21 protein-coding genes are annotated in these 22,403 nt (G+C 66.9%); 11 read left to right on the forward strand and 10 right to left on the reverse strand.

Features of this window, described 5'->3' with window-relative positions:
* Nucleotides 1–119: 119 nt before the first annotated feature.
* The 4 genes from RTH46_RS14340 to RTH46_RS14355 all read left to right on the forward strand — a co-directional run bounded on the left by RTH46_RS14340 (nt 120) and on the right by RTH46_RS14355 (nt 6,106).
* Entirely contained in the window at nt 120–2,111 is a 1,992-nt protein-coding gene (locus tag RTH46_RS14340; protein WP_316905958.1) for a 7TM diverse intracellular signaling domain-containing protein, read from the forward strand.
* Between the two features lie 109 nt (nt 2,112–2,220).
* Nucleotides 2,221–3,873: an acyl-CoA dehydrogenase family protein gene (locus RTH46_RS14345; RefSeq protein ID WP_316905959.1), complete on the forward strand. Its 1,653-nt coding sequence runs from the start codon at nt 2,221–2,223 to the stop codon at nt 3,871–3,873.
* A gap of 109 nt (nt 3,874–3,982) precedes the next feature.
* Complete coding sequence (gene amn / locus RTH46_RS14350) at nt 3,983–5,470, forward strand: AMP nucleosidase (protein ID WP_178125843.1); 1,488 nt, start codon at nt 3,983–3,985, stop codon at nt 5,468–5,470.
* Nucleotides 5,471–5,476: 6 nt separating this feature from the next.
* Entirely contained in the window at nt 5,477–6,106 is a 630-nt protein-coding gene (locus tag RTH46_RS14355) for a pseudouridine synthase (protein ID WP_153787747.1), read from the forward strand.
* A gap of 72 nt (nt 6,107–6,178) precedes the next feature.
* Here RTH46_RS14355 and RTH46_RS14360 read toward each other — a convergent pair whose 3' ends face one another.
* The 3 genes from RTH46_RS14360 to RTH46_RS14370 all read right to left on the reverse strand — a co-directional run bounded on the left by RTH46_RS14360 (nt 6,179) and on the right by RTH46_RS14370 (nt 8,496).
* Nucleotides 6,179–6,382 carry a DUF2788 domain-containing protein gene (locus tag RTH46_RS14360; protein WP_011535816.1) on the reverse strand — a complete coding sequence of 68 codons (204 nt, stop codon included), beginning with the start codon at nt 6,380–6,382 and terminating at the stop codon, nt 6,179–6,181.
* A gap of 53 nt (nt 6,383–6,435) precedes the next feature.
* Nucleotides 6,436–6,912, reverse strand: a complete 477-nt coding sequence (locus tag RTH46_RS14365) for an Lrp/AsnC family transcriptional regulator (protein WP_125462492.1) — start codon at nt 6,910–6,912, stop codon at nt 6,436–6,438.
* A 372-nt stretch (nt 6,913–7,284) separates the two neighbouring features.
* The gene (locus tag RTH46_RS14370) at nt 7,285–8,496 is read right to left on the reverse strand and encodes an MFS transporter (protein ID WP_316905960.1); all 1,212 of its coding nucleotides are present in this window, start codon (nt 8,494–8,496) and stop codon (nt 7,285–7,287) included.
* A 130-nt stretch (nt 8,497–8,626) separates the two neighbouring features.
* Here RTH46_RS14370 and RTH46_RS14375 point away from each other — a divergent pair, with 130 nt between their 5' ends.
* Nucleotides 8,627–9,214: a helix-turn-helix domain-containing protein gene (locus tag RTH46_RS14375; RefSeq protein WP_316905961.1), complete on the forward strand. Its 588-nt coding sequence runs from the start codon at nt 8,627–8,629 to the stop codon at nt 9,212–9,214.
* Between the two features lie 93 nt (nt 9,215–9,307).
* On the forward strand, nt 9,308–10,114 hold the full coding sequence (locus tag RTH46_RS14380) for a DUF6515 family protein (RefSeq protein WP_316905962.1): 807 nt from the start codon (nt 9,308–9,310) through the stop codon (nt 10,112–10,114).
* 155 nt (nt 10,115–10,269) lie between these two features.
* On the opposite strand, the gene RTH46_RS14385 is transcribed toward RTH46_RS14380, so the two are convergent.
* Together RTH46_RS14385 and RTH46_RS14390 are read right to left on the reverse strand one after the other, a co-directional pair.
* Nucleotides 10,270–11,139, reverse strand: a complete 870-nt coding sequence (locus RTH46_RS14385; RefSeq protein ID WP_153787751.1) for a cation diffusion facilitator family transporter — start codon at nt 11,137–11,139, stop codon at nt 10,270–10,272.
* 25 nt (nt 11,140–11,164) lie between these two features.
* Nucleotides 11,165–11,584, reverse strand: a complete 420-nt coding sequence (locus RTH46_RS14390; RefSeq protein ID WP_316905963.1) for a polyribonucleotide nucleotidyltransferase — start codon at nt 11,582–11,584, stop codon at nt 11,165–11,167.
* 122 nt (nt 11,585–11,706) lie between these two features.
* Between RTH46_RS14390 and hrpB the strand changes: the two genes are divergently transcribed.
* Nucleotides 11,707–14,235 (forward strand): ATP-dependent helicase HrpB, encoded by a 2,529-nt coding sequence (gene hrpB, locus RTH46_RS14395; protein ID WP_316905964.1) that lies wholly within the window; start codon nt 11,707–11,709, stop codon nt 14,233–14,235.
* A gap of 68 nt (nt 14,236–14,303) precedes the next feature.
* Here hrpB and RTH46_RS14400 read toward each other — a convergent pair whose 3' ends face one another.
* Nucleotides 14,304–14,960 (reverse strand): YciC family protein, encoded by a 657-nt coding sequence (locus RTH46_RS14400; RefSeq protein WP_153787754.1) that lies wholly within the window; start codon nt 14,958–14,960, stop codon nt 14,304–14,306.
* Nucleotides 14,961–15,116: 156 nt separating this feature from the next.
* Between RTH46_RS14400 and RTH46_RS14405 the strand changes: the two genes are divergently transcribed.
* Both RTH46_RS14405 and RTH46_RS14410 read left to right on the forward strand, forming a co-directional pair.
* On the forward strand, nt 15,117–15,860 hold the full coding sequence (locus tag RTH46_RS14405) for a DUF2076 domain-containing protein (protein WP_153787755.1): 744 nt from the start codon (nt 15,117–15,119) through the stop codon (nt 15,858–15,860).
* A 156-nt stretch (nt 15,861–16,016) separates the two neighbouring features.
* Complete coding sequence (locus RTH46_RS14410) at nt 16,017–16,496, forward strand: NYN domain-containing protein (RefSeq protein WP_110992755.1); 480 nt, start codon at nt 16,017–16,019, stop codon at nt 16,494–16,496.
* Between the two features lie 94 nt (nt 16,497–16,590).
* Here the strand turns inward: RTH46_RS14410 and RTH46_RS14415 are convergent, their stop codons facing one another.
* The gene (locus RTH46_RS14415) at nt 16,591–17,049 is read right to left on the reverse strand and encodes an Lrp/AsnC family transcriptional regulator (RefSeq protein WP_279914585.1); all 459 of its coding nucleotides are present in this window, start codon (nt 17,047–17,049) and stop codon (nt 16,591–16,593) included.
* Nucleotides 17,050–17,203: 154 nt separating this feature from the next.
* Between RTH46_RS14415 and yedA the strand changes: the two genes are divergently transcribed.
* Nucleotides 17,204–18,100, forward strand: coding sequence for a drug/metabolite exporter YedA (gene yedA, locus RTH46_RS14420; protein ID WP_125857328.1), 897 nt, complete (start codon nt 17,204–17,206; stop codon nt 18,098–18,100).
* A gap of 149 nt (nt 18,101–18,249) precedes the next feature.
* Nucleotides 18,250–19,581 carry a DEAD/DEAH box helicase gene (locus RTH46_RS14425; protein ID WP_316905965.1) on the forward strand — a complete coding sequence of 444 codons (1,332 nt, stop codon included), beginning with the start codon at nt 18,250–18,252 and terminating at the stop codon, nt 19,579–19,581.
* A 149-nt stretch (nt 19,582–19,730) separates the two neighbouring features.
* Here RTH46_RS14425 and RTH46_RS14430 read toward each other — a convergent pair whose 3' ends face one another.
* The 3 genes from RTH46_RS14430 to RTH46_RS14440 form a co-directional block, all read right to left on the reverse strand.
* Nucleotides 19,731–20,972 carry a TIGR03862 family flavoprotein gene (locus RTH46_RS14430; protein WP_316905967.1) on the reverse strand — a complete coding sequence of 414 codons (1,242 nt, stop codon included), beginning with the start codon at nt 20,970–20,972 and terminating at the stop codon, nt 19,731–19,733.
* Between the two features lie 273 nt (nt 20,973–21,245).
* Nucleotides 21,246–22,160, reverse strand: a complete 915-nt coding sequence (locus tag RTH46_RS14435; protein WP_153787759.1) for a histone deacetylase — start codon at nt 22,158–22,160, stop codon at nt 21,246–21,248.
* Between the two features lie 130 nt (nt 22,161–22,290).
* Nucleotides 22,291–22,403: IS3 family transposase (locus RTH46_RS14440; protein WP_316905968.1), on the reverse strand; the 113-nt coding region annotated here is incomplete at its 5' end.

Here is a 22,403-nt window from a genome sequence, read left to right on the forward strand (position 1 = left end):
TTGCCGGAAAGCTATGCTAGAGTGCTCGGATAATTCGATCAACGGACTCTGCCGGATCACGTCGTCTCAAAGGGAAGGGAGGCAACGCGACGCGAACGGACAGGCCATGCTGGGGCTGTATGCGCTATTTGCTGATTGTGCTTCTGGGCTGCTTGCCCCTGTTCGCCGGGGCGGTCGAATTCGACGCCAGCACCGCACGCCTGCCACTGGGCAGGTTCATGCAGGTCTACGAGGACCACGATGGCAGCGCCAGTATTGGCCAGGTCAGCGCGCCCGCCTTTGCCAGCCGTTTCCAGGCGCACCCGCATGAGGTGCTCAATGCCGGTTACTCGACTTCGGTGTTCTGGCTGCGAATCGACCTTGACTACGCCGCGCCTCCCTCCGCCGCGCCGCGCCAATGGTTGCTGGAGCTGGCTTACCCGCCGCTGGATCACCTCGAGCTCTACCTGCCGGATGCCCAAGGGGTGTTTCGCCTGGCCCAGCGCACCGGCGATGCACTGCCCTATGCCAGTCGGCAGATTCGCCAGAACAACTACCTGTTCGAGCTGCCGCTCAAACCCGGGCAGGCGACCACCGCCTACCTGCGCCTGCACAGCCAGGGTTCGGTCCAGGCGCCGCTGACGCTGTGGTCGACCCAGGCGTACCTCGAAGACCAGCCCACCCGCCTGTATGTGCTGGGCATGATCTATGGCGTGCTGCTGGTGATGCTGGTCTACAACCTGTTCATCTACCTCAGCGTGCGCGATGTCAGTTACCTCTACTACATCCTCTACATCGCCTCGTTCGGCTTGTACCAGGTGTCGGTCAACGGCGCCGGTATCGCCTATTTCTGGCCGGACAGCCCGTGGTGGGCGAATGCCGCGACGCCCCTGTTCATCGGCGCCGCCGGGCTGTTCGGCTGCCAGTTCGCCCGCCATTTCCTGCAACTGGGCCGGCTCAGCCGTGGTTTCGACCGCCTGCTGATGGCACTGATGGCGGGTGGCGCGCTGGTCATGGTGCTAGCGGTGACCCTGCGCTACGGCATCGCGCTGCGCATGGCCACGGTGCTGGCGCTGTTGTTCACCGTGAGCATTTTCAGCGCAGGCCTGTATGCCTGGTGGCGCGGGGTGCGGGTGGCGCGCTGGTTCATCATCGCCTGGACCGCCTTCCTGCTGGGCGGGTTGGTCAACACCCTCATGGTGTTGGGCTACCTGCCCAACGTGTTCCTCACCATGTACGCCAGCCAGCTCGGCTCGGCGCTCGAAGTGGCGTTGCTGTCACTGGCACTGGCCGACCGCATCAACAGCCTGCGCGAGCAGCAGGCCCAGGCCCTGCGCGAGACCGGGCGCACCCTTGAGCAGTTGAACCAGCAACTGGCCCACAGCAATCGCCTGAAAGACGAGTTCCTCGCCATCGTCACCCATGAGCTGCGCACCCCGATGAACGGTGTGATCGGCTCGTTGGAGCTGCTGCAAACCCTGCCCATGAGCGCCGAGCAGGCCCAGTACCACCGCACGGCCGCAGGTTCCGCCCAGGACATGATGGCCATGGTCGACGACATCCTGATCCTCACCGAGCTGCAGGCCGGCCGCCTGCGCAACCACGGTGTGCCGTTCAGCCTGCGCCGCCTGCTCCAGGAACTGCGTGCCGGTTACGCCGGGCAGGCGCTGGCCAAGGGCTTGTACCTGACCCTGGATATCCCCGCCGACGTGCCCGACAGCCTGGTGGGCGATGCGCAGAAGCTCGCCCGCTGCCTGGCCTGCCTGGTGGACAACGGCCTCAAGTTCACCCACCAGGGCGGCGTGACCGTGCAGGTGCGTGGCCGGCGCATCGGCCCCGACCGGCTGGCGCTGAGCCTGACCGTCAGCGACAGCGGCATTGGTTTCGAAGACCTCGACCAGGCCGTGCTGTACCAGCGCTTCTTCCAGGTCGATGGTTCGATGACCCGGCGCTACGGCGGCCTGGGCATCGGCCTGTCGATCTGCCGCCAATTGGGCGAACTGGTTGGCGCGCAGCTGTCGCACGAGTCTACCCCGGGGCTGGGCAGCCGCTTCGAACTGAGCCTGATCCTGACCGTGGCCCAGGTGCAGGTGACTTCCAGCCGGGCGGCGACGGGGCGCAGGCGCTACTGAGGCTAGCGCAGAAAATGCTCTGCTCATCGGCAGTTTTGTCACTTTGACTGCGCTGGCTGCGGTGCTTCACTGGGTTCTCCAGGCATGAGCGGATCCAGGAGGCCCCCCGATGAACCTGCACCAGTTCGCCGAAACCCACGAAGTCACCAACCAGCCGCCGGCCCTCGACGGCGCCAACCTGTACCGTCTCGACCAGCCCTTGCAGGAATGGTCGCGGCGCTTTGGTGCCGGCTGGGCCGAGGCGCGGATCGATGCCTACGGGGCACTGGCCGGCGGCCCGCTGATGGCCGCCGGGTTCCTCGCCAATGCGCACAAACCCGAGTTCAGCAGCCACGACCGCTACGGCCACCGGGTGGATCTGGTGGAGTTCCATCCCGCCTACCACGAGCTGATGCGCACTGCGGTCGAGCATGGCCTGCCCTCGCTGCCCTGGGCCGAACCGCGTGCGGGCGCCCATGTGGCGCGGGCCTCCATGACCTACCTGCACAGCCAGGCCGAAGCCGGCACCGGCTGCCCGCTGACCATGACCTTCGCCGCCGTGCCAGCGCTGCGGCTGCAGCCGGAGCTGGCCAGCTATTGGTTGCCGAAGATCCTCGCCCGCGAATACGACCCGCGCAATGTCGGCGACCGGCACAAGGCCGGGGTGACCATCGGCATGGCCATGACCGAGAAGCAGGGCGGCACCGATGTGCGCGCCAATACCACCCGCGCCTACCCTGTTGGCCAGCCTGGCCCGGGCCAGGCCTATGAGCTGGTGGGGCACAAGTGGTTCTGCTCGGCGCCCATGTGCGACGCCTTCCTCACCCTGGCCCAGACCGACAAGGGCCTGAGCTGCTTCCTGCTGCCGCGCCACCGCCCGGATGACCAGCGCAACCAGTTCTATATCCAGCGCCTGAAGAACAAGCTCGGCAACTGCTCCAATGCCTCCAGCGAAGTGGAGTTCCGCGGTGCCCTGGCGTGGATGATCGGCGAAGAGGGCCGGGGCGTGCCGACCATCATCGAGATGGTGGCCATGACCCGCTTCGATTGCATGGTTGGCTCCAGCGCGCTGATGCGCCAGGCGCTGACCCAGGCCGCCCATCACTGCGCCCACCGCAAAGTCGGCGGGCGGGTGTTGAGCGAGCAGCCGCTGATGCAGAACGTGCTCGCCGACCTGGCCCTGGAAAGCGAGGCGGCGCTGGCCCTGAGCCTGCGCATGGGCCAGGCCCTGGAGCAGCTCGACGACCCCCAGCAAGCGCATTTCGCCCGGCTGGTGACGGCGGTGGGCAAGTACTGGATCTGCAAGCGCGCGCCGGGGATGATCAACGAGGCCGCCGAGTGCCTGGGCGGTGCGGGCTATGTCGAGGACAGCATCCTGCCGCGGCTGTACCGGGAGGCACCGGTCAACTCGACCTGGGAAGGATCCGGCAACGTTCAGTGCCTGGACGTGCTGCGGGCGCTGTCGAAGGAGCCGGGTGTGCTGGATGCGTTGTTCATCGAACTGGGCGATGGGCATGGCGATCCACGCCTGGCGGCGTTCATCGGCAACCTCAAAGGGGCATTTGCCGATACTGGCGACATTCAGTACCGGGCTCGGCAACTGACCGAAGACATTGCTGTGGCGTTGCAGGCCAAGCTGTTGCTCGAGGCCGGTAACGCGACGGTCAGCGATGCCTTTATCGCCAGCCGCCTGGGTGGCGGCGGGCGGGTTTATGGCGCATTGCCGCGCGGGGTGGGTGTCGAGGCGTTGGTGGCCAGGGCGACGCCGGTGTGGGGCGGATAACGCCATCGCGGGGCAAGCCCGCTCCCACGATTCGAACGTTCGTGGGAGCGGGCTTGCCCCGCGAAAGGCGTGTTTTTAACCGCGAACGCAGGCAAGATGCTGAACATGCATGTCAGAAGACAGGAAGCCCAGCGTGAGCCAAGCGTTTGAAGTCGTTGATACCCCCGAACAGGCCGTCGACCGTCTGGCGGCCCTCCACGAGCAAGCCACCGGCGCCCTGAGCCAGGCCCTCAAGCGCTACCTCAAGGACCGCACCGAACCGGGCCAGGACGAGCGTGCGCTGTTCCGCTACCCGGCGCTGCGCCTGACCTACTTCAGCCAGGGTGAAGTCGCCGCCACCACCCGCGCCTACGCCAAGGTCCAGGTGGCCGGCACCTACAGTGTCACCGTCACCCAGCCCGCCGCGTTCCGTGGCTACCTGCTGGAGCAGCTGCGGCCCTTGATGCACGACTACACGGTGACCGTGGAGGTCGGCGTCAGCGAACAGAACATCCCGTACCCCTACGTGGTCGACCAGGGCGACGAACTGGCCGGCAGCGGCATCACCGCCGCGCAGCTGGCGCGGGTGTTCCCCAGCACCGACCTGTCGGCCGCCACCGACAACATCGCCGACGGCCTGTACGACTGGGAAAGCGCCGAGACGCTGCCGCTGGCGCTGTTCGACGCGGCCCGTGTCGACTTCTCGCTGCGCCGTCTGGTGCACTACACCGGCAGCGACTGGCGGCACATGCAGCCGTGGATCCTGCTGACCAACTACCACCGCTACGTCGACCAGTTCATCAGCCATGGCCTCGAGCAGCTGCGCCAGGACCCACGCTTCGTGCGCATGGTCCTGCCGGGCAACGTGGTCATCGAAAAGGGCATGGACAACGGCGAGGCCCAGGCCCTGGTGGCCAGCGTGGTCTGGCACCGCTACCAGATGCCGGCCTACCACCTGATCGCCGCCGACGGCGATGGCGTCACCCTGGTCAATATCGGCGTCGGCCCGTCCAACGCCAAGAACATCACCGACCACCTGGCCGTGCTGCGCCCGCACTGCTGGCTGATGATCGGCCACTGTGGCGGCCTGCGTCAGTCGCAGACCATCGGCGACTATGTGCTGGCCCACGCCTACATGCGCCGTGACGGCATCCTCGACCGCGTGGTGCCGCCGAACATCCCGATCCCGGCCCTGGCCGAAGTGCAGCTGGCGCTGCAGGAAGCGGCGGCGCAGGTTACCGGCGAGCGTGGCGAGGAACTCAAGAAGCGCCTGCGCACCGGCACCGTGCTCACCTACGACGACCGCAACTGGGAGCTGCGCTGGGCCCAGGAGCGCCCGCTGATCAACCTGTCGCGCGCCGTGGCGGTGGACATGGAAAGCGGCACCATCGCCGCGCAGGGCTACCGGCTGCGGGTGCCGTACGGCACCTTGCTGTGTGTCTCCGACAAACCGCTGCACAGCGAGATCAAGCTGCCCGGCTCGGCCAACGCCTTCTACAACCGCGCGGTCAGCCAGCACCTGAAGATCGGCATCGCCGCCCTCGACCTGCTGCGTACCGAGCTCAACTCGCTGCACTCGCGTAAACTGCGCAGCTTCGATGAGCCGCCGTTCCGCTGAGGATCCATGCCCCTGCCACCCCGCAACACCCCGCGCCGCCCGGCGGCGCGGCCTTCCGGCCCACGTCGCCAGGCCAAGGCGCCGCCGGCCGAACCGCGCCTGATCCTGTTCAACAAGCCGTTCGACGTGCTCACGCAGTTCAGCGACGGCGAAGGGCGCGCCACGCTCAAGGATTTCATCGACATCCCCGGCATCTACCCGGCCGGGCGCCTGGACCGCGACAGCGAAGGCTTGCTGCTGCTGACCAATGACGGGCGCCTGCAGGCCCGTATCGCCGACCCCAAGCACAAGCTGGCCAAGACCTACTGGGTGCAGGTGGAGGGCGAGCCGAGCGCGGAGCAGTTGCAGCGCCTGCGCGATGGCGTCGAGCTCAATGATGGCCCGACCTTGCCAGCCGAAGCCCGCTTGCTCGACGAGCCCACGCTGTGGCCACGCAACCCGCCGGTGCGCTTTCGCAAGAGCGTGCCGACGGCGTGGCTGGAACTGGTGATTCGTGAAGGACGCAACCGCCAGGTGCGGCGCATGACGGCGGCGGTGGGCTTGCCGACCTTGCGCCTGGTGCGGGTGAGGATTGGTGACTGGACGATCGAGGGGTTGGAACAGGGTTGCTGGCGGGAAGTGCCGGCGAAGCTCTGATCGCTATCGCGGGGCAAGCCCGCTCCCACATTCCCTACATTCGTGGGAGCGGGCTTGCCCCGCGATAGGTGCCTAAACCCCTTCGAGAAACCCCACCACCACGCTCTTGATGATGAACGCCAGCACGCCCAGGCCCAGCACGAAGAACAGGATCAGCGTGCCGAACCGGCCAGCCTTGGATTTTTTCGCCAGGTCCCAGACGATGAAGCCCATGAAGGCGATCAGCACGGTGACGAGGACGATCATCATCCACTCTTCGAATACGGCGGGATCCATCGGTCAACTCCAGGCAGGATAAGAGCCCGATCATACGCCGGGCGCGCAGGGTTTCAACGCAGGTGGGTCAATGGCAGCTCGGTGCTGGCCAGCACCTGGTTGAGCACGAAGCTCGAACGCACGCTGGTCACGCCGTCGATGCGGGTCAGGCTGCCGAGCAGCAGCTTCTGGTAGTGGTCCATGTCCGGTACCACCACCTTGAGCTGATAGTCGGCGTCCATCCCGGTGACCAGGCTGCACTCCAGCACCTGCGGCAGGTTGCGGATCGCCGCCTCGAAGGTTTCGAAGCGCTCGGGGGTGTGGCGGTCCATGCCGATCAGCACATAGGCGGTCAGGCTCAGGCCGAGCTTCTTGCGGTCCAGCAGCGCCACCTGGCGCGAGATGTAGCCGTCGTCTTCGAGCTGCTTGACCCGGCGTGAGCAAGGGGAGGGCGACAGGCCGATGCGCTCGGCCAGTTCCTGGTTGGAGATGCGCGCGTCACGCTGCAATTCGGCAAGGATGCTCAGGTCATAGCGGTCGAGCTTGCTCATGAATAGGGCCTTTTCTGTTCGGATTGCGGCGAATTATCGATCCTGAGTGAAAAATTGCGCAAGCAGTATTTATCAGAGCAATCTTCGCAATCCTCTGCCCCCCGTGCTCGCCTATCTTTATCACCAGAATCACTGCCCGGATATCAGTCCACGGCGAGGCGCCCCAGACGGGCGCTCGCGGCCAGCCCTCCAACCGGATCGGCACGGCCCCCGGGCTACGCACTGCCCAGAAGGCGGCGCGAGGTGAGCCGGTACCACAAGTGCCGAGCACGGACGACAATTCCCGAAGGGAGGCCGCAAGGCCTCCCTTTTTTATTGCGCCTGAGGGCCCTATCGAGTGCCCCGCGATGGCGTCGACAGTGTGCAGCTGTTTCAGGAATGAACAGCCGGTATATCTGCCCGCGCCACGCCCGGACACAGGCTCGCGGCCACTGCGCTCAGCAGTACCAGCAGCCCACCGGCCAGGGCGATGACGAAGCCTTGGCCGGGTGTCGTCGCATCCACCAGTTGCCCCGCCGCAGCGGCGCCCAAAGCCACGCCGACATTCAGCCCGGCCAGCAACCAGGTCAAGCCTTCGGTCAACTGCTGCGTGGCGACGCACCGCTCCACCAGGGTCATGGCGATGATCATGGTCGGGGCGAAGAACACCCCGGCCAGCAGCACTGCCCCGGCCAGCCCGGTGAGGGAGTCGACCATCAGCAAGGGCAGGGTGGCCAGCGCCGTCGCCAGCGCGCCCACCAGCAGCTGGCGCGGCAGTGGCAACCGCCAGCGCACGGCGCCGAACACCAGACCCGCCGCGCAGGAGCCGATGGCGTAGGCCGACAGCACCAGGCTGGCCGCGAAGGGTTGCCCGCGTTCACTGGCGAACGCCACGCTGACGATATCTACCGTGCCGACGATCACGCCCATCGCCACCATCAGCAAGGTCAGCCGCCGCAGGCTTGGCTGGCGCCACAGCGACCGGTTGCGCGAGGGCGTGCGATCGACATCGCCCACCGGCGGCTCACTGGCCGTCTGCAGTACCAGTGCCAGCGTGCCAAGCGCCAGCAGCGTGGCGGCACCAAGCAGGCCGGCTGCCGGCCACAGGGCCACCCCGAGCCCGATCGCCAGGGGCGGGCCGGCGATGAAGCTGGCCTCGTCGAACACCGTCTCCAGCGAATAGGCGCTCTGCAACAGCGGCTGCCCGCGGTACAGGTGGGCCCAGCGCGCACGGGCCATGGCCGACATGCTGGGCATGCAGCCGCTGAGCAGCGCCGCTGCGAACAACAGCCAATCGGCACTGCGCAACCACGCAGCAGCGGCCAGCAACAGCAGGCCGGCCACGCTGACAAAGCTGGCCAGCGGCAGTACCCGGCGCTGCCCCAGGCGGTCGACCAGGCGTGACACCTGCGGCGAGAGCAGCGCATAGGTCAGCACGAAAGTGGCCGATACCGCCCCGGCCAGGGCGTAGCTGCCGCGTGTGTGGGACAGCAGGGTGATGATCGCGATCCCGGTCATCGGCAGTGGCAAGCGTGCCAGTAATGCAGCCAGGGCAAAGCCCCGCGTGCCGGGCAAGGCAAACAGTCGGGTGTAGGGATTAGGCATCTCGGTTCCTCCTTGAGCCCCGCCAGCTGCAAAGGGCAGAGCGGCGGAATGAATACGTACAGCACGTATGATTAAATAATCATACGATGTGAATGTAAATATTCATACGCAGTGTATGTAAGGGGGAGTGATGGTTCGCCGTACCCGCGCCGAAATGGAAGAAACCCGCGCCGCTTTGCTGGCGATGGCCCGTCAGGTCATCAGCGAACAGGGCTATGCAAACGCTTCGATGGACGACCTGACCGCCCGTGCCGGCCTGACCCGCGGCGCCCTCTACCACCACTTCGGTGACAAGCAGGGCCTGCTGGCGGCGGTGGTGGCGCAAATCGACGCTGAGATGGACGCCCGCCTGCAGGCTATTTCAGACGCGGCCAGCGACCCCTGGGAGGGCTTGCGTCAACGCTGCCAGGCCTACCTGCGCATGGCCCGCGAGCCGCAGATCCAGCGCATCGTCCTGCGCGATGCGCGGGCGGTGTTGGGTGGCGCTTCGCCCGAGGCGCAGCAGCACTGTGTTGCCTCGCTGCAGCAACTGCTCGCCGGGTTGATCCAGCAGCAGGTAGTGGCCGAGGCCGACCCGTGGGCGCTGGCGGCGATGGTCCATGGCAGCCTGACCGAAGCGGCGTTCTGGGTCGCTCAGGGCGAGGAGGGCGATGCCCAACTGGACCAGGCACTGGCAGCGCTGGAGTTGCTGTTGCGCGGTTTGCTGGCGCGGGTGTGACGCACTCGCTGTCCGCTATTTCATCAGCCGGCCTTGTGCGGCGCGTTAGACTGCCTGCAGTACAGGCAGGGGTCATCGACTGAGAGGAACAACATGAGGTCACGCATCTGGCAGTTGGCAGGTGTTGGTTTGCTGGGCATCGGTATCAGCCTGGGCGCCTTGGCCCAAGGGCCGGGGGACGGCCCGCAGGATCCCAATGGCGGGCGTGGCTCGCCGCTCAACTCGCGTGATGAAGTGCGCCAGACCCAGCCGCCGCGCCAAGGCTATTACCAGGACATCCCGCGCCGGCATGACGACAACCGTCACTGGCAGGCCGGTGGCCCCGGTCAGCGCCCGGGCGGTGATTGGTCGGGGCGGCCGGACGGCCATGGCGATGGTTGGGGCCCAGGGCCGCAGTATCACCCCGGGCATACCATCGATCGCTTCCCGGACCGCTCCTGGCAAGTGCCCTATCGCGGTCAGGACTACTACTACTCCGGTGGCTACTGGTATCGCCCCCATGGCGGCGGCTACGTTGTGGTCAGGCCGCCTTACGGCGTGCGGGTCAGCTACCTGCCGCCCTATGCGCGCGAAGTATGGCTGGGCGGCGCGTTGTTCTTCCTGGTGGCCGACACCTATTACCAGTACCAGGCCAGCAGCGCCGAGTACGTGGTGGTCAACCCGCCCACGGTGGCGCCAGCGCCGCAACCGGCGGGTGGCTACGATGTGATCGCCTATCCCCTGTACGGCCAGGGCCCGGAGCAGCAGGAGCAGGACCGATATCAGTGCCATCGCTGGGCCGTGAGCCAGAGCGGGTTCGACCCGGCAACCGCCAGCTATGCGCCGCCGGTGAACGTGGCTGACAGCTATCGACGGGCATTGGGTGCTTGCTTGAGCGGGCGGGGTTATAGCATCAACTGAGCCAGACTGTGGGAGCCGGCTTGCCGGCGATGCAGGCGCCGCAGTTTTTGGGCACCGGCTTCGCCGGTGATCGCCGGCAAGCCGGCTCCCACAGGATTACGCATTTCTTCAGAGCAGCGCGGTCAAGGTGGGAGCTGGCTTGCCAGCGATGAGGCCTACACCGGATCGGCATGCACCAGCACATCGGCCCGTGGGTAGCGCTCGCGGATCGCCTGCGACGCCTGCACGCACAAGCCATGGGCCTGATGCAGCGGCAGTTCCCCCGGCAATTCCAGGTGCAGTTGCACGAACCAATGGCTCCCCGACACCCGCGTGCGCAAGTCGTGCACGCCCTTGACCCCAGGGATCGCCAGCACCGCTTCGAGCATGCGCTCGCCGATGTCGGCCGGCAGTTCCTGGTCCATCAGGATCGCCGTGCTCTCGCGGGCGATCTGCACCGCGCTCCACAGGATGTATAGGGCGATACCCAGGCCAAACAGCGCATCCAGCTGTGGCCAGCCCAGGCGCGCCAGCAGCAGGGCCAGCAGGATGCTGCCATTGAGCAGCAGGTCGGAGCGGTAGTGCAGCGAGTCGGCGCGTACCGCCGTCGAGCCTGTGATACGGATCACCCTGCGCTGCAACGCCAGCAGCGCCAAGGTCAGCACCAGCGACAGCAGCATCACCGCGATACCGGCCCCGGTGTCGCCCAGCGGCTGCGGCGATTGCAAGCGCTGCACGGCCTGCACCCCGATCAATACCGCACTGACCCCGATGAACAGCGCCTGCGCCATGCCGGCCAGGGCTTCTGCCTTGCCATGGCCAAAACGGTGATCGTCGTCGGCCGGGCGCAACGCGTAGTGCACCGCGAGCAGGTTGAGGAAGGAGGCGACGGCATCCAGCGCCGAGTCGGTAAGCCCGGCCAGCAAACTCACCGAGCCGCTCAGCCACCAGGCCACGGCCTTGCTCAGCACCAGGATGCTGGCCACCGCCAAGGATGCCCGGGTGGCCAGGCGCAGCAGGCGTTGGTGTTCGCTGGTCACGGTCATGCGCCGAGGATCGTCCTTATGGGTTTCAGGCTGCCGGTACCAGGCCGAGGGCAGCCAGTTGCTCGACGCTGCCGCGCTGCTGGATCAGCCGTGGGTCGTTCAGCGGCAGGCGCTGGCCCAGTTCGCTTTCGAGGATAGCCTGCAGCTTGAGCCTGTCGACCTGGCCATCGGCATTGATGGCGGGCTTGAGCTTGGCCGGATCGACCTGCGCGGAGTAGCCGCCGGGGTAGTAGATGGCGCCCGTGGCGAAGTCGATGCCGAAGGCGATCAGGCCGGGGATGATGTAGAACAGCAGGCCGACGGCATCCAGTGCGGCGATCATCGGGTCGATCTTGCCTTCGATCTGGCCGCGACGGTCAGGGAAGAAAACCGTGCCGCAGGCCGTCAGTTGGGTCAGCAGGGTGGCGATCAGGGCGACACCGATGACGCGGGAAGGGATGCGCATGTGAATCTCCGGAAAAGGTAACCACGACAAGGGGCGCGGCAGAGGGCGGCGCCTGAAGCTTAAGACCATGATAGGGCAGGCCAGGTTCGCCGTTATACTCGGGCGATTGTTCGAGGACCACCATGATTTCATTACCGATCGATGCCGTACTGCCCGACCTGCGCCTGGCCCTGGGCGAACGCGACGAAGCCGTGCTCGAGGCGCCGCCCGGCGCCGGCAAGACCACCCGCGTGCCCTTGGCCCTGCTCGACGAACCCTGGCTGGCCGGGCAGACCATCCTCATGCTCGAACCCCGCCGCCTGGCCGCCCGTGCCGCCGCCGAGCGGCTGGCCAGCGAGCTGGGCGAAAAGGTCGGGGAAACGGTGGGCTATCGCATCCGCCTCGACAGCAAGGTCGGCCCCAATACCCGCATCGAAGTGGTCACCGAAGGCATTCTCACCCGCCGCCTGCAGAGCGACCCGGCGCTGGACGGCGTGGGGCTGCTGATCTTCGACGAATTCCATGAGCGCAGCCTCGACGCCGACCTGGCCCTGGCCCTGAGCCTCAATGGCCGCGGGTTGCTGCGTGACGAGCTGCCACTGAAGATCCTGCTGATGTCGGCCACCCTGGAGGGCGAGCGCCTGTCGCGGCTGCTTGATGACGCTCCGGTGGTCAGCAGCCAGGGCCGTATGCACCCGGTGGACATCCGCTGGAGCCGGCCCTTCCAGCCTGGCGAGTTCGTCGAGCCGCGGGTGGTCGACTGCGTGCTGCAGGCGCTTGCCGATGAAAGCGGCAGCCTGCTGGTGTTCCTCCCCGGGCAGGCCGAGATCCGCCGGGTGCACCAGGCCTTGCAGGAGGCCCTGGGCGAGCGCCCCGGTATCCTGCTCTGTCCGCTGCACGGCGAGTTAGACCTGAATGCCCAGCGCGCCGCCATCGAGCCGGCACCCAAGGGCCAGCGCAAGGTGGTGCTGGCCACCAACATCGCCGAGACCAGCCTGACCATCGACGGCGTTCGCGTGGTGATCGATGCAGGCCTTGCCCGGGTGCCGCGCTTCGACCCCGGCAGCGGCATGACCCGCCTCGACACCCAGCGCATCTCCCGCGCCAGCGCCACCCAGCGCGCCGGCCGCGCCGGGCGCCTGGAGCCGGGCGTGTGCTATCGGCTGTGGTCCGAGGCGCAGCATGACCAGCTGGCGGCCCATGGCAGCGCCGAGATCCTCCAGGCCGACCTGGCCGGGCTGGCCCTGCAGCTGGCGCGCTGGGGCGTACCGCCCGAACAGCTGAGCTGGCTCGACCAACCGCCCACTGCCGCCTTCGCCCAGGCCCAGGACCTGCTGGCACGGCTCGGCGCCTTCAAGCCCGGCCACCGCGAGCAGTTGAGCGCCCACGGCCAGGCCATGGCCGATCTGCCGGCCCACCCGCGCATCGCCCACCTGCTGCTGCGCGGCCAGGACCTGGGGCTGGCCGACATGGCCTGCGACGTCGCGGCCTTGCTGGGCGAGCGTGACATCCTGCGCGGCGGCGGCGCCGACCTGCATTCGCGGTTGAGCGTGCTCAGTGGTGAAAGCAGAACCTCACGCGGTGGCCAGGGCGGCGTGCAACGTGCCCGGCAGCTGGCCCGGCAATACCGTGGGCAACTGCGCGGCAAACCCCGCACCCCAGTGGCCGACCCCGAGCATCCGCGCTGGCTCGGTGCCCTGCTGGCGCTGGCCTACCCCGACCGTGTCGCCCAGCAGCGTCGCGAAGGCGGCGCCGAATACCGCCTGGCCAACGGCCGTGCGGCGCTGTTCGGCGAAGCCGATGCGTTGATGAAATGCCCCTGGCTGGTGATCGCCGACCTCGGCAGCCGCCAGGGCCAGCGCGAAGAGCGCATCTACCTGGCCGCCGAATTCGAGCGGGCACTGTTCGATGATGTGCTTGCCGAGCAGGTCGAACAGCTCGACCTGCTGGACTGGGACGAACGCGAGCAGGTGCTGCGCGCCGAACGCCAGCGCAAGGTCGGCGAGCTGGTGCTCAGCCGCGAGCCGCTGCCCGGCCTGGACGACGATGCCCGCGCCAGGGCCTTGCTCGGCCTGGTGCGGCGCAAGGGCCTGAACCTGCTGACCTGGACCCCCGAACTGCGCCAGTGGCAGGCCCGGGTCACGCTGCTGCGCCAGCTGGACCTGGAGAAGGACGGCCAGAGTGAGTGGCCCGACCTGGGCGACGAAGCGCTGCTGGCCAGCCTGGAAGACTGGCTGCAACCCTACCTGGGCAAGGTCTCGCGCCTGAGCCATTTCGCCGCGCTGGACCTGTCGTCGATCCTGCGCAACCTGCTGCCCTGGCCGTTGCCCCAGCGCCTGGACGAGCTGGCCCCAGCGCACCTGAGCGTGCCTTCGGGCTCGAACATCCGCCTGGACTACAGCGAGCAGCCACCGATTCTTGCCGTACGCTTGCAGGAGCTGTTCGGCCTGGCCGATACCCCGCGCATCGCCGGTGGGCGCCTGCAGGTCAAGCTGCACCTGCTGTCACCGGCACGCCGGCCGGTGCAGGTCACCCAGGACCTGGCCAACTTCTGGCGTACCACCTATGCCGAGGTGAAGAAGGATTTGAAAGGGCGCTATCCCAAGCACTACTGGCCGGACAACCCGCTGGTGGCCGAGGCCACGGCGCGGGCCAAGCCCAGAGGCACCTGACCAGGCAGGGCCGGCTAACCGGCGGGTGCCAAGGATGCTCCGGCCGCATTGTTGCCAGGCACGGACGATCAGGCCCCCGCTTCGCTCTCCAGCAGCATGAACAGGCGGTACAGCACCACGGTACTGAACAGCTGCAGGAAGCCGCTGAGGCTGTCCAGGGCCAGTTGCACGCCTGGCTGCGGCTCGGGGAATACCGTCAGCAGCAAGCCATCGATCAGCCACAGCGGCGCCAGTACCGACAGCATGCACACCATGATGCGCATGAAGTGCCCGGTGGTCATGCGCGCGCTGGTGCGCATCGACTCGACCACTGGCAGGCCGCGCAGCACCAGCAGGTATTCGGCGAACACCAGGTTCACCATGATCCACACGCCCGGGAAGATGAACAGCATCAGGCCCGCCATGATCAGCAGCGAGCTGATCAGGATCAACAGCGCCAGCGCCGGCCATAGCTGCACGGCGCGGGCGAACAGGTTGCGCTTGGCGATCGCGTCGCCGTTGCTGCGGGTGTCGAGGTAGAGGATCAGCGCGGCGCTGTACAGCGGGTAGAACAGCAGGCTGACCAACATGCCGTAGGCCGGCGAAGCCTGCTCGCCGAGCTCGCGGTAGAGCAATTGGCTGCACAGGGCCTCGAGCATCACCAACGGCAGGCACAGCTGAAGGATGCTCGCCAGGTGGCGGCGGAAGAAGTACAGGGAGTCGCGCAGAACGCTCAGCGGATTCATCGGTCAACATCGCATGGCAGAAAAAGCAGGGCGTAACTTTAGCCCAGACCGCCCGCTTGCTGAAAAAAGTTTCATGGCCCGGGCGATTGAATCGCCCGCGCCGGCCCCCCATCTTTGAGCCTGTCCGCTGTCCAGTTCAGCCCATGAGGTCGCTTGATGAACACTGAAGAACAAACCCTGATCGACGGCCTGTTCGGCCGCCTCAAGCAAGCCGAGGACCCGGCCCAGCCGCGCGACGCCCAGGCCCAGGCGTGCATCGAACAGCACCTGCGCCAGCAGCCGGCGGCGCCGTACTACATGGCCCAGGCGATCCTGGTGCAGGAGGCTGCGATCAAGCGCCTGGACGAGCAGAACAAGCAGCTCGAGGCCGAGCTCAAGCAGGCCCGTGCCCAGGCTGAAGCGAGCCGTTCCAGCGCGGGTAATGGCGGCGGTGGTTTCCTGTCCAGCATATTTGGTGGCGGTGCCGCTGCCCGCAGCCCGGAACCCCAGCGTTCGGTTGCGCCACCGCCATCTTCCGCCGGTGGCTGGCGCGAGCCTGCCCCGCAGGCCTACGCCCCTCCTCAACCACAGCAGGGCTTCGGCGCCGCGCCAGCGCCAGCACGCAGTGGCGCCAGCAGCTTCCTCGGCGGGGCGATGCAGACAGCTGCCGGTGTAGCCGGCGGCGTGCTGCTGGCCCAGGGCATCAGCAGCCTGTTCAATCATCACTCGCAGCCTGAAGAGGTGGTCGAGGTGATCAAGGAAGAACCCGCGCCGGCCAGCGACACAGGCGGCTGGAACGACCAGGGCGGCCAGCAGCAGGTGGCCGACAACGGTGGCTGGGGCAGCGACCAGGGTGGTTTTGCCGATACCGACTACGGCAGTGATGATGGCGGCTTCTTCTCGGACGACGACTACGTCTGAGGGCTCTGGCATACTCGCTGGCACTTGGGGGCGCGTTGCGCCCCTTTCGCGGGCAAGCCCGCTCCCACAAAAGCAGCGCATAACCTGTGGGAGCGGGCTTGCCCGCGAAAGGGCTGCGCAGCAGCCCCCTTCACGGATTCAGCGAGGTCACCACGCGTGAAGAAAATTGCCCTGTTCGCCGACGTGCAGAACCTCTACTACACGGTTCGCCAGGGCCACGGCTGCCATTTCAACTATGCCGCGCTGTGGGCCGACGTCAGCCGCGAAGGGCAGATTGTCGAAGCGGTGGCCTATGCCATCGACCGCGGCGACAGCAAGCAGCAACAGTTCCAGCAGATCCTGCGCAACCTCGGTTTCGAGGTGCGCCTCAAACCCTACATCCAGCGCGCCGATGGCTCGGCCAAGGGCGACTGGGACGTGGGCATCACCCTCGATGTGATCGAGGCCGCGGCGCGGGTCGATCAGGTGGTGCTGGCCTCCGGTGACGGCGATTTCGACCTGTTGCTGGAGCGGGCGATGCAGCGCCACGGCGTCGAAACCGTGGTCTATGGCGTGCCGGGGCTGACGGCCTTGTCGGTGATCCGCGCGGCCAGCCGCTACGTGCCGATCGAGGGCAAGCTGCTGCTGCGGCATTGAATGACGATCGCGGGGCAAGCCCGCTCCCACGATTTCCCACGATTACTGTGGGAGCGGCGGTGCGCCGATGCGACTTGCCCCGCGATTGGCTATTTCATCCCTTCCTGCCATTGCCCTCCAGATGCCCCAGCGGCACCCGCCGCTCCACCGCGCTCGACAGAATGATCGAGGTCTTGCTGAAGCCCAGCTGCGACACCCGGTTGATCAGCGCCTCCAATTCCCCCATCGAAGCCACCGCCGCCTGCATGATCACGCAGGGGTCGCCGGTGACCCGGTGACACTCGGTCAGTTCTGGGATGCTCGCCAGCACGTCATAGGCCTGCTGGTTGCCATGGCTGGCCAAGCGCAGCTCCATCACGCACTGGATCGGCAGGCCGATCTTTTCCAGGTCGACCTTGGCCGTGTAGCCACTGATCACCCCGCTGGCCTCGAGCTTGGCGACCCGCTCGGCCACCGCCGGGGCCGACAGGTTGACCTGGCGCGCCAACTGCGCGTAGGTGGCCCGGCCGTCTTCCAGCAGGGCGGCGAGGAGCATGCGGTCGTACTTGTCCATGGCGATTCCTGATGACTTTGCAATCGATGGTCAAGGCTGTGCATAACCATGTTTTGCAAAGTGTTTCGGTGATTTAAACGTGTTTTGTAACTTAAGTTTGCCCGTGGCCCTTTCTAAACTAAGCCACCCGTAAACGGATTTCGAGCCCCCAGCCATGACTGCCTCCCGTCGCTTCCCCTTGCTGCTTGTCGGCGCCTTTCTTGCCCTGTACCTGGTCTGGGGCTCGACCTACCTGTTCATCCGCATCGGCGTGGAATCCTGGCCACCGCTGATGATGGCAGGGGTGCGCTTCGTGATTGCCGGCAGCCTGCTGTATGGCTTTTTGCGCTGGCGCGGGGCGCCGGCACCCACCTGGGCGCAATGGCGCGCGGCCGGGGCGATCGGTTTTCTGCTGCTCAGCTGCGGCAACGGTGGCGTGACCCTGGCCGAGCACGCCGGGGTAGCCTCGGGCGTGGCCGCCCTGGCGGTGGCGACCGTGCCGCTGTTCACCCTGGTGTTCGGCCTGCTGTTCGGCCACCGCAACTCGCGCCTGGAATGGGCGGGCATCGCCCTCGGCCTGGTGGGCATCGGCATGCTCAACATGGGTTCGAACCTGCAGGCCAGCCCCATGGGCGCTGCGCTGATCCTGTTTGCCGCGGCGGCCTGGGCCTTCGGTTCGGTGTGGAGCAAGCAACTGCCGCTGCCCCAGGGCGCCATGGCCAGCGCCGCGGAAATGCTGGTGGGCGGTGCCGCGCTGCTGATCGGCAGCGCCCTGAGCGGCGAGCGCCTGACCCAGATGCCCACGGCCGCCGGTTGGGGCGCGCTGGCCTACCTGGTGCTGTTCGGTTCGATCCTCGCCTTCAGCGCCTACATGTACCTGCTCAAGCACGTGCGTCCGGCGGCGGCCACCAGCTATGCCTACGTCAACCCGGCGGTGGCGGTGTTGCTGGGGATAGTCTTTGCCGGCGAGCAGATCGGCGCCGAGGAGTGCCTGGCGATGGCGGTGATCATCGGCGCGGTGGTGCTGATCGGCCTGCCGCAGTGGCGCAAGGCGCCTGCGGCGGTGAGCTGACATCAGCGACGAGATGTGCTGTACGTGGGAGCGGGCTTGCCCCGCGATGGCCAATCGCGGGGCAAGCCCGCTCCCACGATGAGTTCTTTGGGCCACTGCGGTGCTGGGGTAAACTTGCCGCCTTCGCTGAACCCCCTGACGGTATTGCCATGAATTTCGCCCAACTCGGCCTGATCGAACCGCTGCTGCGCACCTTGCAGACGCTGGACTACAGCACACCCACCCCGGTCCAGGCCAAGGCTATCCCCGCCGTGCTCGCCGGCCGCGACCTGATGGCCGCCGCCCAGACCGGCACCGGCAAGACCGCGGGCTTTGCCCTGCCGGTGCTGCAGCGCCTGGCCCTGGAAGGCGAGAAGGTCGCCAGCAACTCGATCCGCGCGCTGGTGCTGGTGCCCACCCGCGAGCTGGCCGAGCAGGTCCACGCCAACGTGCGTGAATATGCCGAGAACCTGCCGCTGTCCACCTACGCGGTATACGGCGGGGTCAGCATCAACCCGCAGATGATGCGCCTGCGCCGTGGCGTCGACCTGCTGGTGGCCACCCCCGGCCGCTTGCTCGACCTGTTCCGCCAGAACGCCATCAAGTTCGGCCAGGTGCAGACCCTGGTACTCGACGAAGCCGACCGCATGCTCGACTTGGGCTTTGCCGAAGAGCTGCGGGCGGTGTACGCCGCGCTGCCGCGCAAGCGCCAGACCCTGCTGTTTTCGGCCACCTTCTCCGAGCAGATCCGCCTGCTCGCCGGCCTTGCGCTGAATGATCCGCTGAGCATCGAAGTCAGCCCGCGCAACGCCGCCGCCACCACCGTCAAGCAATGGCTGGTGCCGGTGGACAAGAAGCGCAAGACCGACCTGTTCTGCCACCTGCTGCGCAAGCAGCGCTGGAGCCAGGTGCTGGTGTTCGCCAAGACCCGCAACGGCGTGGACCAGTTGGTCGAGCGCCTGCTCGCCGAAGGCGTCAACGCCGATGGCATCCACGGTGATCGCCCGCAGGCCACCCGCCAGCGCGCGCTGGACAGCTTCAAGGCCCGTGAAGTCCAAGTGCTGGTAGCCACCGATGTTGCCGCGCGCGGCCTGGACATCGACGACCTGCCGCTGGTGGTCAACCTCGACCTGCCGATCGTGGCCGAAGACTATGTGCACCGCATCGGGCGCACGGGCCGTGCCGGCAACAAAGGCGAGGCGATTTCGCTGGTGTGCGCTGACGAAGTGCAGATGCTCGCGTCGATCGAGACCTTGATTCGCCAGCAGCTGCCACGCCATGAAGAGCCGGATTTCATCCCTGACCACCGGGTGCCGATGATCGATGCCAGTGGCCAGGTGGTGAAGAAGCCGAAGAAGCCGAAAAAGCCGAAAGAGAACAGCGCCAAGCGCGGGCTGGGGCGTTGGATGGACAGCGACGAGGGCGGGGCGGCGGCGCCGGCGGTCAAGGCGGTGCGCAAGGTGCCGAGCTTCAACGGTGGGGCGCGTAAGCGCAAGCCATAAGCTGGCTTTGTGATGCCAGCAGGCTGGCTCAATTTGTAAAGCTGTTACGAGCCCTGTGGGAGCGGGTTCACCCGCGAAAAATCCAACGCTGTGTATGGCACGGGCTTCGCCCGTGTTCGCGGGTAAACCCGCTCCCACAGGGGGGCGGGTCAGCTTTGGAGTTTCAGCCAGTCTGCTGCGGCTCTACCCGCCCTCAGCCCGCTGGCAAAGCACGCCGTCAGCAGATACCCCCCGGTCGGTGCCTCCCAGTCCAGCATCTCGCCGGCACAGAACACCCCGGGCATGGCCTGTAGCATCAAGCCCTCATCCATTGCCTCGAAGCGCACCCCACCGGCACTGCTGATCGCCTCATCCAGCGGCCGCGTGCGCACCAGCGTGATCGGCAGCGCCTTGATGGCTGCCGCCAGGCGTTCGGGCTCGGCAAAGGTCGCCTGATCGGTCAACTCACGCAGCAGCGCCGCCTTCACCCCATCGATCCCCAACTGGCCGTGCAGGTGCTTGGCCATCGAGCGCGAGCCACGGGGCTTGGCCAGGGCCTGGGCGATCTTGTCCACAGGCCGGTCCGGCAGCAGGTCGAGCAGCAAGGTGCCACGCCCGTCGCGGTTGATCGCTTCGCGCACCGCCGCCGACCAGGCATACACCAGGCTGCCTTCAACGCCCTGCGCGGTGAGGATGAACTCACCTTTGCGCGGCACCGCGCCGGGCACGCTCAGGGCAATGTTCTTCAACGGCGCACCGGCGAACTTGCTTTGCAAAAGTTCGCTCCAGCCCGCCACCTCGAAGCCACAGTTGCTCGCCTGCAGCGGCGAGATATCCACAGCCCGTTCGCCGAGCAGCGGCACCCAGGCGCCGTCCGAACCCAGGCGTGCCCAGCTGCCGCCGCCGAGGGCGAGCACCACGGCGTCGGCCTGGAGCTGCAATTCCCCCTGTGGATAAGCGATCCGCAAGGCGCCTTCGGCGGTCCAGCCCAACCAGCGGTGGCGCGTGTGGATAACTACGCCGGCCTCGCGCAGGCGCTTGAGCCAGGCGCGCAGCAGTGGCGCGGCCTTCATGTCGCGGGGGAACACCCGGCCCGAGGTGCCGATGAAGGTTTCGATGCCCAGACCGTGGATCCACTGGCGCAGGGCCTCGGCATCGAAGCCGCGCAGCAGGCCGTCGATTTCGCCCTGGCGCTCGGCGTAGCGCCCGACGAAGGCCGGGTAGGGCTCGGAGTGGGTGATGTTCATGCCGCCCACCCCGGCCAGCAGAAACTTGCGGCCCACCGAAGGCATGGCGTCGAACACCTGCACCGCCACCCCGCGCCGGGCCAGCGCCTCGGCGGCCATCAGGCCGGCGGGGCCGCCACCGATCACGGCGACAAGGGGAGGGGAGGCAGGGCGAGGATCGTTCATGGTCGGCAGCAGGCTGTGGAAAAGAGCGCGCATTCTACCCCAGCCAGGTACCTGCAAGTACTGTTCAAAAAATGATCAGCATCTTGCAGGCCAGGCAGGTAAAGGGCTGGAGGTGCTTTCCCGCAGGTTATCCACAGCCGGTTCCACAGTCATTGTGAACAACCCACGGCGCCGCTGCACACTGCTGATCAAAAAACGATCAACCCCCCGCAGGCCATGCAGTCAAAGGGCTGGAGGCGCTTTCCCGCAGGTTATCCACAAGCGGTTCCACAGTCATTGTGAACAACCCATGACGCGTGCCGCGCTGTGGTGGAGGATGCCGTGGCGCCGGGCGAGGGCTTCGCGGTCCTTGCTGTAGCCGCCGCCGATCACCCCGACTACCGGGATATCGCGGCCCAGGCACTGGCGCAACACATGCTCGTCGCGGGCGGCCAGGCCTTGGTCGGTCAGCTGCAGGTAACCCAGGGCGTCGTCCTTGTGCACATCGACACCGGCGTCGTACAGCACCAGGTCGGGCTGGTACAGCGGCAGCAGGTAGTTGAGCGCGTCTTCGACCACCTTCAGGTACGCGCTGTCGTTCATGCCGCGGGGCAGGGGAATGTCCCAGTCGCTTTTGGCCTTGCGGGCGGGGAAGTTCTGCTCGCAGTGCAGCGACACGGTGATGGCTTCGGGGGTGTCGTGCAGGATGCGCGCGGTGCCGTCGCCCTGGTGCACGTCGCAGTCGAAGATCAGTACCCGGTGCACGCGGCCGGCTTCCAGCAGGTAGCGGCTGATCACCGCCAGGTCGTTGAAGATGCAGAACCCGGCCGGGTGGTCGTAGTGGGCATGGTGGGTGCCGCCGGCCAGGTGGCAGGCGATGCCGTGCTGCAGGGCCAGTTCGGCGGTGAGCAGCGAGCCGCCCACCGCGCGCACCGTGCGCCGCGCCAGCGCCTCGCTCCAGGGCAGGCCCAGGCGGCGCTGGTCCTCGCGGGACAGCTCGCCGTTCATGTAGCGCTCGATATAGTCGCGGTCGTGGGCCAGGGCGAGGATGTCGTTGGGGCAGATCTCGGGGCGCAGCAGCGCCTCGTCGGTGGTCAGCCCGCTGTCGACCAGGTGGTCGCGCAGCAGGCGGAACTTGTCCATCGGGAAGCGATGGTCCGGCGGGAATTCAGGGCTGTAGTCGTCGTGGTAGATCAGCGGCAGGGGCATGGCGGTTTCGTGAAGTGGGCCTGTGCCGATCTTGCCAGTTTTGTATTGGCAATGTGGGCCCAATCGCCGGCAAGCCGGCTCCCACAAGCATCAGTGCAGCCCCTGGACTGCCCCCAAAAAGTTGGACAGATTAGCTGGCGGCCTGGGCCCTGTACTCGACAGGGCTCAGGCCGTTCAGTTTCTGCTTTATGCGGTCATGGTTGTAGTAGCGGATGTACTCGTCCAGACCCGCTTTCAGTTCTT

It is taken from the genome of Pseudomonas sp. zfem004, from assembly GCF_032621715.1.
Taxonomy (GTDB): Bacteria; Pseudomonadota; Gammaproteobacteria; order Pseudomonadales; family Pseudomonadaceae; genus Aquipseudomonas; species Aquipseudomonas sichuanensis.